Genomic DNA, 12,151 nt, shown 5'->3' with positions numbered 1-12,151 from the left:
ATGCATGCCCAGCCCACCGCCCCGGTGCCCCCGCCCGGGTGCCCCGCCCACCTCGACGGCGGCCGGGTGCCGCTGTACGGGCCGGGTTTCGCGGCCGATCCCCAGGCGTACTACGCGTATCTGCGTCACTACGGTGCGACCGCGCCGGTGGAACTGGCCCCGGGGGTGGAGGCCACCCTGGTCACCGACTACTCGGCGGCCCTGCAGCTGCTCCAGGACTCGGGTTCCTTCCGCAAGGACGCGCGCCGCTGGCGGGCCTTCAACGAGGGCGAGGTCAAGCCGGACAACCCGGTGAGCCCGCTGCTCGCATACCGTCCCAACTGTATGTTCAGCGACGGCGCCGAACACCTGAGGCTGCGTCAGGCGGTGACGGACAGCATGGCGCGGGTCGACCCGCGCCGGCTGACCCGGAGCACCGAGCAGATCTCGGAGTACCTGATCGCCCAGTTCGCCCGGCGCGGCTCGGCGGACCTGCTGGGCGACTATGCCAAGCAGCTGCCGTTGTTCGTGTTCAACGAACTGTTCGGCTGCCCGGCCGAGATCGGCGACCGGGTGCTCTTCGGCATCTCCGGGATGTTCGACGGGATCAACGCCGAGCAGGCCACCGGGGTGCTGTTCCAGGCCGTGGGCGAGCTGGTCGCGCTCAAGCGCACCAAGCCCGGCGAGGACGTCACCTCGTGGCTGATGGAGCACGAGGCGAACCTGACCGACGAGGAGATGGTGCACCAGCTCGCCCTGCTGCTGGGGGCGGGCGCGGAGCCGCTGCGCAATCTGATCGGCAACGTGCTGCACCGGCTGCTCACCAACGACCGCTACGCGGACGGTGGCGGTCTGCTCGACGAGGCCCTGGACGACACCCTGTGGGACAACCCGCCCATGGCCAACTACGCGCCGCACTACCCGGCTTCCGACATGGAGTTCGCCGGGGAGCGGCTGCGCGCGGGTGATCTCGTGCTGGTGAGCTTCGCTGCCGCCAACACCGGTCCGGCGCTGTCCGCGGCCCGGCAGGCCGGCAGCAACCGGGCGCATCTGGCGTGGAGCGCGGGACCGCACGCCTGCCCGTCGAAGGAGCCGGCCCGTCAGATCACGGTGACTGCGGTGGAGAACCTGCTCAAGGCGCTTCCGGACGTGGAGCTCGCGGTGCCGGAGGAGAGCCTGATCTGGCGTCCCGGTCCGTTCAGCCGCGGGCTGGCGAACCTGCCGGCCCGGTTCACGGAGGTCGTGACGGCCCGGAGTTCCGTTCCGCAACCGCGTCAGGAGGCGGCCCAGGCTCCCGAGGCCGCTCCGAAGCGGAACCGGATGTGGAGTCAGTTCCTCAACTGGCTGTCAACCTGATCGGGACGTGACGACGGCAACTGCCAGGGTGTTCCGCTTCCTTGCATGAATGATCTTCGCCGGGGGTAGTGAGGCACGCGTCGTGCTTGCTGCCCACCGGAGAAGGAGGTGTCGTGGAGCACCTGTCCGTCGACGCCGCTGTCATGCAGGAACCCCCCGCCGCGGACCCCCTCGGGACCCGCGCCGCCCGGCGGCCGTCCCCCTGGGCGCTGCGGTCCAAGGGGACGCGGAAGAAGAAGCCGGGGAGCCAGGTGCCCTCGCCCTGGGCCCTGCGGTCCGGGGAGGCGGGCCCGTGGAGACCGGCGCCGCCGGCCGAGCGGTCCGTGCCACCGGCCGAGACGCTCGGCGGGCACACCGCCAGACAGGTCCTGCGGCTCTGCGAGGCCGCGGACCTGAGCGCGGCGGACTCCGCCGAGTACGCGCGGACGCTGCTCACGGTGCTGGGACCGGCCGCGCTGCGGCGGCTGGACCAGCCGCCCGCCGAGCGCTCCTTCCTCTCCGACGACCACACCCCGGTCGAGTTCTCGCTGGCCCTGCTGCCGGACGGGCCGCCCACCCTCCGGGTGCTGCTGGAGCCGGGCCACGGTGCCCGTGACCTGGCGGAGAACGGCCGCGCCGGGCTCCGGGCGGTCCGCGAGATGGCCCGGCGGTGGGGGTTCGACACCCGGCGGCTGGACGAGCTGGAGGACCTGTTCCTCCCGCCGGAGCCGCAGGGCCCGTTCGCCCTCTGGTGCGCGCTGGAGCTGTATCCGGGCGGGGTGCCACGGGTGAAGGTGTACCTGAACCCCGCCGCAGCCGGGCAGGAACGTTCCGCCTGGACGGTGCGGGAGGCCCTGGAGCGGCTGGGGCACCACGGGGCCTTCTCGTCGCTCCCCCCCGGCGAGCGCCATCTGTTCCTCGCCCTGGACCTCGGCGACTGGGAGGAGCCCCGGGTCAAGGTCTACCTCACGCACCCGGACCTCTCGGCCGCCACGGCCGCCGGCCTGTCCCGGATGGAGGGCGGCCCCGGGCGGGCGGAGGTCGAGCGGTTCTTCCGCACCGCGGCCGGGCAGGAGCTGTCACTGGACCGACGGCCCGGTCTGACCTGCCACTCCTTCACCGAGACGGAGAGCGGGCGGCCCAGCGGATTCACCCTGCACATACCGGTCCGCGACTACGCCCGGCACGACGGGGAGGCCCTGCGGCGGGCGGTGGACGTGCTGCGCGGCCACGGCATGGACCCGGCCCCGCTGCGCCGCGCGCTGGCCGCGGCCACCGGCCGGTCCCTGGAGGAGGGCGTGGGCCTCATCGCCTATCTGGCCCTGGCCCACCAGCGCGGCCGCCCGCCCCGGGTCACCGCCTACATCTCCTCCGAGGCCTACGCGGTCCGGCCGCCCGCCTGACGAGTGCCGCTAGGCGGTGCCTTCCAGGTCCTTCAGGTACGGGCCGACGTCCACCTGGGTGGAGGCGCCGCCCGAGGTCCGGCCGTAGCGCTGCCCGATCCGGTCCAGATGGCCCCGCACCTCCTCGCGCATGGCCTGCGGGGAGGGCAGGGCGGTGTCGCCGGCGATGAGCCGGGCCACCCACCGGGCCTGTGCCTCCACCAGCCGGGTGATGGATCCCACCGGCCGGATCAGCCCGATGAAGTACAGGCCGGTCCGGTCGGGCGCGGCGATCCGCTTGTACAGTTCCACCGCCTCCTGCCGGGGGCCCGCGGGGCAGTCGGCGGGAAGGAAGGGGAACTCCATCCGGAATCCGGTGCAGTAGACGATGGCGTCCGCCTCGGTGACGGTTCCGTCGGTGAAGGTCACCTTGGGGCCGTCCAGGGACTCGATCGCGGGGCGCGGGTGGACCGCGCCGTGCCGTATCCGGCTGAGGATCTCGTCCGAGAGGGTGACGGCGGAGGAGAACACCGCGTGGTCGGGCTCGGGGAGGCCGTAGTCCGACATCCTGCCGCGTGCCACGTTCAGCGCCTGCTCGACGAAGGCGCGCTGCTCGGCGAAGGACATCTCGTTCCACCAGGGGGCGTCGGCGATGAGGTCCACCGACATCCCGAAGAGCTGTTTGGGCACGATGTGCAGGCCCCGGCGCACCGAGAGCAGGGTCCGTCGGGCGTGCCGGGAGAGGTCCGAGGCGATGTCCACCCCGGAGGGGCCCATGCCCACCACCACCACGCGCTGTCCGGTGAAGTCGGCGCCGTCGTGGTAGTCCACCGAGTGCAGGATCCGTCCGGTGAAGGTGTCGGCGCCCGGCGGCAGCGGATCGGGCAGCAGTGGGGCCGAGTTGTGGCCGGAGGCCACGATCACCTGGGCGAAGTCCCGCTCGGTGACGGTGCCCCGGGCATCGCGGCTGGTCACCGTCCAGGGGCCGCCGCCGTCCCCGCCCTGGCGTACGGAGAGCACCTCGGTGCGCAGTTCGATCCTGGGCATCAGTCCGGCCCATTCGGCGAAGGACCGCAGATAGGCGGCGACTTCGCGGTGGCCCGGGTAGAGGGGCAGTTCGTCGGGCATCGGGAAGTCGGTGTAACCGGTGAGCTGTCTGGCGGTGTTGAGGTGCAGGGACCGGTAGCCCGGGCCGGGCTCGCCGGCCCCGGGCCGCCGCCAGATCCCGCCGACGTCCGGCGCCTGTTCCAGACAGGTGAACTCGATGCCCCGGGCGGCGAGGGCGTACCCGGTCGCGAGTCCGGAGAGTCCCGCGCCGATGACGCACACCCCGGCCCGGGCCGAAGCTGCGCCGGTGTCCGGGCCGGCCGGGCGGACCGAGGGTCGCTCCACTGCACACCATCCGTTCTCGAAGCGGGAGTGCGACCGGGCGCCGTCCCAACGGACGCCGTGGTCCTCCCTGTTCAGGGGCTAGACCGTCTCTTGCCGGTCACGATACCGATCAAGGAACGGCGGCCGGTGCCGGGGGGAGGGCCCGGCCGGACGGCCCGGGCAGCCGTACGGCCAGCAGCCGCAGCCCGTGGCGCAGCCGCCGGAAGTAGGTGGCGCGGCTGAGGTGCAGTCGGCGGGCGGCCTGCTGGTGGGTTCGGGTGCGGCCGGCCAGGTAGTAGGCGCGCAGGATGGCCCCGGCCTCCGCCTCGGCGGCGGACGGGGACAGTTCCAGCTCGCGCACCGCCCGGTCCAGCCGCTCGCACAGGGGGCCGTGGACGGCGGGACGGTGGTCCCGGCAGGCGGCCAGCGCCCGGGCCGCCTCGGCCGGGCCGTCCGGGGACGGGCCGCCGGGGAACGGGCCGTCCGCGTTCGGGGGGTCCGGGTACGGGCCGTCCGGGTGCGGCCGGGGGGATCCGGCCGGGGTGCCGCCGGGTGCGAGGGCCCTGAGCCAGCCGGGCAGCCGGCCCGCGGCGAAGTCGTGGCTGTAGACCTCGGGGCGGCGGCCGCAGCGGTAGACGTCCTCCCGGATGCCGCCGTGCGGCCGGAAGCCCAGGGCGCCCAGCAGCGCCTGGTACTCGGGGCTGGCGGTGGAGACGGCCAGCCGGCCCGCCCGCATGGCGTCCCGCAGGATGTACCGCAGCACCTGGGAGTGTGCGGCCTGGTCCTCGCCGTAGGCGGCGCCCAGGAACAGCCCGCCGGGGCTCCCGCCGGTCCCGTCCAGCAGCGGGGAGGCGTGCTGCTGGAGCAGCGGTTCGATACAGGCCTCGGTGGCCTCACCGACCGGCACCAGCGCGGCCAGCCCCACCGGCCGGCCCTCCCGGTCCCGGGCCAGCCGGAAGGCGGCGGGCCCGGCCGCCGCCAGCCACTGTTCGGTGATCCGCTCGGAGCGGCGTACGTCGAATCCGCCGCGCACCGCCCAGTCGTGCGTCAGCCGGCCGATGTCCGCCACCTCGTCCGGGCGGGCGGGGCCGACCGCCGTGACCTCCTCCACGGGCGGGAACAGGACCTTCCGCAGGGTGGGTTCACCGGACAGGAAGAGGGACTCCTCGACCAGCCGGGCCCGTTCCGCCGGATCGCGGCGTTCGGTCAGCAGGGCGCGCCGGTAGCCGGCCGCCCGGACCCGTACGCCCTCGTGGGCCCCCGGGCGCCGCCACTGGTAGCCGAGTTCGAAGAGGCTGCGGAAGGGTTCGCGCACCGCCAGCCCCAGCGGATGCCGGCGGACCAGGCTCAGCCCGGCGAGGGTGGCGAAGAGTTCGGGTCCGCCGGAGAGCAGCGACTCGTCGCCCGTGCGGACCGTCGCCAGCAGACGCAGCGCGTGCCGCCAGCGGCCGCCGCCCGGGCCCGCCGGGCGTTCCCGGGCGAGCCGGTGCAGCACCTCCTCGGTGACGGCGTCGGCCACCGCACCGGGCGCGTCCGCCGGGGTCCCGGCCGACAGGGTGCGCCGGACCAGCGCGGCGAGCAGCGGGTTCCCGCCGGACAGCCGGACCGCGAGGGCGAGTTCCTCCGGGTCCTCCAGCCCGCCGGCCCGCAGACCGCGCTCCACGGCCGCGGGCGGCAGCGGCCCCAGCTCCAGGGTGGTCAGGGCCCGGTCCGCCCACCCCTCGGCGGCGCGCAGCGGCCGCCGGCTGACCACCAGCACCGGGCCGTGGCCGCCCGGCGATCCCTCCAGGGCCTCGGCCAGGGTCTCGGGCAGGGCCTCGGCGACGGCGTCCGCCTGTCCGGGCCCGTCCACGCCGTCGACCAGCAGGAGCCCGCCGGGCCGGGCCGCCCGCGCGGCCCGGACCCGGTCCACCGGGCCCGGGTGCCGGCCCGGATCCGCGGACAGGTCGACCACGGCCACGACCGGAAGGCGCCGGGCCAGCCGGGACTTGCCGCTGCCGAGCGGTCCGCTGAGGCCGACCGGCACCCCCGGCGCCAGGGCGGCCCGCAGCGCCGCGAGCTCCTCGGTTCTCTCCACGGTCCCGGGACGATACCCATCCCGCGTGCCGCCCGGTCAGCGATCAACCGGCCGTTGTCTGGCCGGAGTCGATCCCCTCCCGGCGGCCGCTCCTCCGGCCCGCCGGACCGCCCGGCACGCCACCGGGCCCTTCACCCGCCCCCTCGCCAGGCGCGTCACCGGGCGCATCACCGGGCCCGGCGGCGGTACGGGAGGACACGGCCGGGACCGGCGGAAGCGGGCGGGACGGACGGCGGCGGGACGGGCCGGGGCGGGGCGGGCGGAGGCCGAGGGCCAGTCCGGCGATCACCACGGCGATGCCCAGCCACACCAGGGGGCCCGGCATCCCTCCGCCGGTCAGGGCGTCGGCCGCCGCCGCGGCCAGCGGGGCGATCCCGGTGAGCAGTCCGGCACGGCCGGATCCCACCGCGTGCACGGTGGCGTACCAGAGGACGAAGGCCGCGGCCGTCACCGGCAGCGCCAGGTGCACCACGGCCGCCCAGTGCGCGCCGGTCAGCCGGGCCGCCGCGGTGGGCCCCTCGGTCAGGGCGGCGGTCGCGCACAGCAGCAGCGCGCCGATCCAGACGGCGTGGACGGAGACGCCCCAGGGGCCGTGCCGGCGCAGTACCGGCACCGCGAGCAGGGTGAACCCGGCCTCGCAGGCCAGCCCCAGCGCGGCCCAGCCGGCCCCCGCCGCGTCGGTCCGGCCGGTGCCCACCACCAGGACCGCCCCGGCCACCACCACCACCGCCGCGAGCAGCGCCCGGCCGCTGGGCCGCTGCCGTTCCAGCAGCGGGCCCACCACCACCAGCACCACCGGGGCGCAGGCCACCGCCACGGCGATGGCGGCCGGTTCGGCGTGCGCCACCCCCCGGACCACGGCCACGTTGAAGAGGACCAGCCCGACGGCCGCGAGCCCGGCGAGCCACAGCCACTCCCGTCCGCGCGGCAGCAGCAGCCGCACCCCGGCCGCCCGTGCCATCAGCAGCAGGACGGCGGCGGCCAGCAGATAGCGGGCGGCCTGGGCGGTGAACAGCGGGGCGTCGGTCAGGGTCCGGGAGACGGCGACGCTGCTGCCGACCAGGGCCATGCCGAGGATGCCGGGGAGCAGCGGGGCCAGGGCGGCCCGGGGTGCGGAAGGTCCCGGCGGTGCGGGTAATGCGGGCGGTGCGGGCGGTGCGGGCGGTGTGTCCATGGATCCAGCCTGGGTCAGAATGGACCGCATGAGCAGGTCCAAAGACACCCCCGCCGACAGGACCAATTCGGGCTCCGGGGAGGAGGCCGGGAGTGATTTCCTGCTCCTGGACATCGGGGAGGCACCGGTCGGCGGTCGGACCGAGTGGCTGGCCGGGCGGCTGCGGACGGCGATCGCCGACGGTCGGCTGCCGGTCGGGTCCCGGCTGCCCGCCAGCCGGGTGCTCGCCGCCGAACTCCGGCTCTCCCGGGGCGTGGTGACGGAGGCGTACGCCCGGCTCGCCGAGTCCGGGCAGGTGGCCGGGCGGGGGCGGCTCGGCACCGTGGTGGTCGCCGCCCCGGCCCCGCCGGGCGGGCCCGGTCCGGCCGGCCCGCACCCCTCGGCCGGGCCCGTCCGGGCCGCGGCGGACGGGACCGGGCCGTTCACGGAGCGACCGTTCACGGACGGGCCGTTCGCAGGCGGCCCGTTCGCGGGCGGTGTCGGGCGGGCCGGGGCGGTGGACGCGCTGCGGGCGGTGGAGTGCCGGGTGGACCTGTCCCCCGGGGTGCCCGATCTGGCCGCGTTCCCCCGGACGGGGTGGCTGCGGGCCGAGCGCGAGGTGCTGGCCGAGGTCACCCCCGCCGAGTTCGGCTACGGCGACCCCCGGGGGTCTCTGGCACTGCGCCGGGCCGTGGTCGGCTGGCTGGCCCGTAACCGGGGGGTCCGGGCGGATCCGGCCGAGGTGGTGATCGTCTCGGGGGTGGCGCAGGCGCTGGCCCTGCTGACCGGGGTGCTGCGCGCGGGGGGCCTGCGCCGGATCGCCGTGGAGGACCCGGGCTCGCTCGGTGCCCGCCAGCAGCTGGAGTACGCCGGACTGGATCCGGTCGGCGTACCGGTGGACGAACGCGGCCTGGACGTCGGCGCGCTGCGGAGGACGGGGGCGCGGGTGGTGGTGATGACCCCGGCGCACCAGTTCCCGACCGGGGTGGTGCTCGACGGGGAGCGGCGCCGGGAGCTGCTGCGCTGGGCCGGCGAGGGCGGGCTGGTGGTGGAGGACGACTACGACGCGGAGCACCGCTACGACCGGCCGCCGGTACCGGCCCTGCGCTCGCTGTCCGCCGAGGGGGTCTGCTACACGGGCAGCGTGTCCAAGCTGCTCGCGCCCGCGCTCCGGGTGGGCTGGCTGCTGGTGCCGTCCGGTCTGCTGGGGCCGGTGGTGGAGGCCAAGCGGCACGCGGACCTCGGCAACGGCACCCTGACCCAGCTGGTGCTGGCCCGGCTGATGGACTCCGGGGAGCTGGAGCGGCACCTGCGGCACGTCCGGCGGCGGCACCGCAGACGGCGGGACGTGATGCTGGCGGCGATCGCGGCCGAGCTGCCGGGGGCGCGGGTGCACGGTGCGGCCGCCGGTCTGCACCTGACGGTGACCTTCGAGGACCCGGCGGCGGCCCCGCCCTCCGACACCGCCCTGGCCGCGGCGGCGCTGGCGCTGGGGGTGAAGGTCCATCCGCTGTCCTGGCACCGGATGCGGCCCGGCCCGCCGGGGCTGGTGCTCGGGTACGCGGCGGGATCGGCCGGGGACATCGAGGAGGGCGTGGCCCTGCTCGGCCGGGCGCTCCGCTCCCCCGGTCGGGCGGCCGGCTGAGGCCCGCGGGTCCCCGCCGGAGCGCCGCGGGCGCTCCCTTACGGGGGACCGGGTCAACGCGCCCGGTGCGCGTTCATCCTTCCCGCGCCCGCCGGTCCGGCCGGGGCGCCGGGCCCGGGCCGGTGGGCGCCGCCCCCGGTCGGGGCGGTCCGCCGGTGTCCCGCCGGGCGCCGGGCCGGGTCGGGCCGATCGGATTCGGTGCCACGATGCCTCCCGCACACAGACCACAGTGACGAGAGGGACCGATGTGACGCCTGAGGTGGTCGACGAAACGTCCCGGGGCACCCCCGCGCCGCGCCGCCCGGACGCGCCCCGGCACAGCGCCCAGACGGCCGACCCCCCGGCCGACCCCCCACCCACCCGGCCGGCCGCCGTCCCGGGGCGCACCGATGCCGAGCTGCTGCTCGCCGCCTCGGTGCTGCTGGCCGACGCGGCACTCACCGCGAAGCGGGCGGGCGCCGAGCTGACCGGCGCGCTGACCAGTCCGCGGTTCGCCCTCACCGCCCTGCGGCGGCCCGCCTGGGCGCTCGGTACGGCGGTGGCCTGCGCCCGGGCCCTGACCAGTCCGTCCGGACTCGGGTTCGGGGCGAACGGCGGAGTGGTCGGCGAGCTGGCCCGGATGGCGGGCAGCATGACCTACCGCCGGCCGGCCAAGGTGGCCATGGCGGTGGACGCCTTCGCCCTGCGGATCCGGGCGGTGGCGGCCGAACACCCCAACCTGGACTCCCCGTTGGCCCGGCGGATGACCGACGCGATGATCGCCGGCGACCGGCTGGAGGCGCTGCGGGCGCTGTACGCGCTGACCGAGCGGCTCGGGGTGACCCGGGCGCTGACCACCATCAGCCCGGTGATCATGGAGTTGCTGGCGCTGTCCGGACTCCTCGACGAGAACCCGGTCAACGACGAGTTCTCCTGGGTGACCCTGGCCGGCGGGGTGCCCACCACCGATCCCTTCCTCGGGCTGCCCAGCTCGCTGCTGCGGTACCTCAACCCGGGCCCCGGCCGCGCCGAACGGGCCGAGCCGGACGCCATCCTGGCCAAGGTGCTCGGCACCTCCGCGAACGACGTGGTCAGCTACATCAACGACATCGGCGCGCTGGGCAACCACGGGCTGGCCCTGCTCCGCCGGGTGGCCTGCGCCGACGGTGCCGAACGGTACGTGCTGCTGCTGCCCGGCACCAGCTTCGCGCTGCTCAGCAACAGCACTCCGCAGGACATCATCGGGGCCTTCGACGGATCGCTGCGGACCGACACCACCTACACCCGGGCGGTGAAGAAGCTGCTGCTGCGCGCCGGTGTCCCGGCCGGTTCCGAGCTGATGATCGTCGGGCACAGTCTGGGCGGACTGACCGCGCTCAACCTGGCGAGCGACTTCGACGTGGTGTCCACCTACCGGCTCACCCATGTGATCGCGGTCGGCTCGCCGATCGACGCCAAACAGCCCGCGGACCACACCACCTCGGTGATCAGCCTGGTCAACAACCACGACGTGATCCCGATGCTGGACGGCCGCGGCCCGGCCTCCCCGCACGCGGTCCCGGAGGGCTGGCTGGAGCTGGACTGGCTCGACGAGTCCTACGACTACCCGCTGTCGCACGCGCCCCAGGCCTACTCCGACTCCCTGCGCGGGGAGATGGCGCATCACCGGAAGCGGGTCAACGGGCTGATCACGGCCTACGACGGCGAGATCGTCGGCAACCAGCCCTATCTGCTCCGCGACAAGTGACCGCCCACCCCGAGGGAGACCGACGATGACCACACCGCCCGCCGCACCGGCCGCGCCCGCGGCCGCCCGGCTCCTGGAGAACGCCGTGTTCAGCGCGGTCGCACTGGCCCAGCGGCTGCCGTGGACGGCCGCCGCGGTCCGGCTGCCGGGCCTGGAACTGCCCACCGGGGAAGGGGTGACCCGGATGCTGCTGGCGCATCTGCGGCGCTCCCGGTCCGGGCGGCCGGTCCGGCTGAGCACCCCCTTCGGGTCCTTCCTGGTCCCGGTGGCCGGTGAGCAGGCCGAGGAGCTGCTGGCGGCCGGGCGCGCCTCGGGGGCACTCGGCCCGGCGGAGGGTCTGGACTCCGGCGGCCGCCGGTACGGGCTGTCCGCGCACGCCGCCCCGGAGCCGGAGGCGGCCGTCCCGTCCGCGGAGTGGCCCGCCGCGGCGACGGCGGAGCTGGACCGGGCGGCCGCGGCCCGGCGCGGGGACGGGACCCTGGAGTGGGATGCCTGGCGGTCCGCCATGCTGCGGCTGGCCCGCCGGGTGGTGGTGGGCGCGGAGGCCGCCGAGGACACCCTGCTGAGCGAGATCCTGGCGGTGGCCACGGCGGAGGCCGGCGGCCACGGGTACCCGGACCGGGCGGGCGCGCTGGAGCGGCGGCTGGCCCGCCATCTGGCCGACCCGGACCCGGACTCCTTCGCGGGCCGGCTCCGCCCCACGGGAGCCGACCCCGTCCCGGTGGTGGCCCATGCGCTGGCGCTGGTGTCCGCCGCGGCCTCGGAGACCTCGCTGCGGGCCCTGGCCCTGCTGGCGGCCGGGGCGGCGGCCAGGCCGGCGGATGCGGTGGAGGAGGCGCTGCACCGCTATCCGCCGGTGGCCGCCGCCGTGTTCCCGGTGCTGGCCCCGTTCGACTGGCAGGACCTGTCCGTGCCGGCCGGCACCGGGCTGCTGTACGCGCCGGCCCGGCTGCGGGAACTGGACGGCGGGCCCCGGCCGGACCCCAGGGGGGCGGCGCTGTGCGGGAGTTCGGCCGACTGCCCGACGGCCGCGTACGCGGCCGGGGTGGCCGAAAGGGTGGTGGCGGGACTCGCGGCCGGCCGCCGTCCGGTGCTGGTCTTCCCGGAGCTGGTGCCCGACCGGCTGCCGGAACTCCTCGACCCGCGGACCCTGGTGGTGGCCCTGGAGGACCCCGCCGGGGCCACCGGCGACGGCCGGGCTGCGGCCGTACCGCGGACCGGCGGGCCGGTCCCGTCCCAGGGCTACGCGCCCGCCTCGTACGGGGCGCTGGCCCGGGCCAGCGCGGACCGCCTGGAGCAGCACGCGCGAAGTCTCGCCGCCTGCGCGGGGCACCCGGGTTGGAACGCCGACGAGTCCGGCGAGCGCTTCCGCATGGCCCTCCTCGGCCACTCCACGCGCTGCGCCCACGCCGCCGAAGGCGTCCGCCGGGCCGCCCGCGGACTGAGCGACTGAGTCAGGGCGCCTGGACCGCCGTACGGTCCC

Annotated in this window: 8 protein-coding genes; 5 read left to right on the top strand and 3 right to left on the bottom strand. The window is 76.2% G+C overall.

Going from position 1 to position 12,151, the window contains the following annotated elements:
* A complete protein-coding gene (locus ACZ50K_RS04970) occupies positions 1-1,335 on the top strand; it encodes a cytochrome P450 (RefSeq protein ID WP_468897595.1) in 1,335 nt (444 codons plus the stop codon).
* Between the two features lie 113 nt (positions 1,336-1,448).
* Positions 1,449-2,717 carry a tryptophan dimethylallyltransferase family protein gene (locus ACZ50K_RS04965; RefSeq protein ID WP_468897593.1) on the top strand — a complete coding sequence of 423 codons (1,269 nt, stop codon included), beginning with the start codon at positions 1,449-1,451 and terminating at the stop codon, positions 2,715-2,717.
* 9 nt (positions 2,718-2,726) lie between these two features.
* Here the strand turns inward: ACZ50K_RS04965 and ACZ50K_RS04960 are convergent, their stop codons facing one another.
* From ACZ50K_RS04960 to ACZ50K_RS04950, 3 genes are all read right to left on the bottom strand, one after another.
* Positions 2,727-4,025, bottom strand: a complete 1,299-nt coding sequence (locus tag ACZ50K_RS04960) for a flavin-containing monooxygenase (RefSeq protein ID WP_468898459.1) — start codon at positions 4,023-4,025, stop codon at positions 2,727-2,729.
* Between the two features lie 172 nt (positions 4,026-4,197).
* Positions 4,198-6,144 carry a hypothetical protein gene (locus ACZ50K_RS04955; protein ID WP_468897590.1) on the bottom strand — a complete coding sequence of 649 codons (1,947 nt, stop codon included), beginning with the start codon at positions 6,142-6,144 and terminating at the stop codon, positions 4,198-4,200.
* Positions 6,145-6,187: 43 nt separating this feature from the next.
* On the bottom strand, positions 6,188-7,213 hold the full coding sequence (locus tag ACZ50K_RS04950; RefSeq protein WP_468897588.1) for an EamA family transporter: 1,026 nt from the start codon (positions 7,211-7,213) through the stop codon (positions 6,188-6,190).
* A gap of 133 nt (positions 7,214-7,346) precedes the next feature.
* Between ACZ50K_RS04950 and pdxR the strand changes: the two genes are divergently transcribed.
* From pdxR to ACZ50K_RS04935, 3 genes are all read left to right on the top strand, one after another.
* Positions 7,347-8,942, top strand: coding sequence for a MocR-like pyridoxine biosynthesis transcription factor PdxR (gene pdxR, locus ACZ50K_RS04945; RefSeq protein ID WP_468897586.1), 1,596 nt, complete (start codon positions 7,347-7,349; stop codon positions 8,940-8,942).
* 259 nt (positions 8,943-9,201) lie between these two features.
* On the top strand, positions 9,202-10,668 hold the full coding sequence (locus ACZ50K_RS04940; protein ID WP_468897584.1) for a lipase family protein: 1,467 nt from the start codon (positions 9,202-9,204) through the stop codon (positions 10,666-10,668).
* A gap of 25 nt (positions 10,669-10,693) precedes the next feature.
* The gene (locus ACZ50K_RS04935) at positions 10,694-12,121 is read left to right on the top strand and encodes a hypothetical protein (RefSeq protein ID WP_468897579.1); all 1,428 of its coding nucleotides are present in this window, start codon (positions 10,694-10,696) and stop codon (positions 12,119-12,121) included.
* Positions 12,122-12,151 lie beyond the last annotated feature (30 nt).

The sequence above is a fragment of the Streptomyces sp. NPDC033845 genome, from assembly GCF_055576225.1.
This window is presented reverse-complemented; position numbering and strand designations above follow the sequence as displayed.

Coding starts and splice junctions, on each gene's coding strand:
- ACZ50K_RS04970 (WP_468897595.1), top strand. CDS start 1: ATGCATGCCCAGCCCACCGCCCCGGTGCCCCCGCCCGGGTGCCCCGCC.
- ACZ50K_RS04950 (WP_468897588.1), bottom strand. CDS start 7,213: ATGGCCCTGGTCGGCAGCAGCGTCGCCGTCTCCCGGACCCTGACCGAC.
- pdxR (WP_468897586.1), top strand. CDS start 7,347: ATGAGCAGGTCCAAAGACACCCCCGCCGACAGGACCAATTCGGGCTCC.
- ACZ50K_RS04935 (WP_468897579.1), top strand. CDS start 10,694: ATGACCACACCGCCCGCCGCACCGGCCGCGCCCGCGGCCGCCCGGCTC.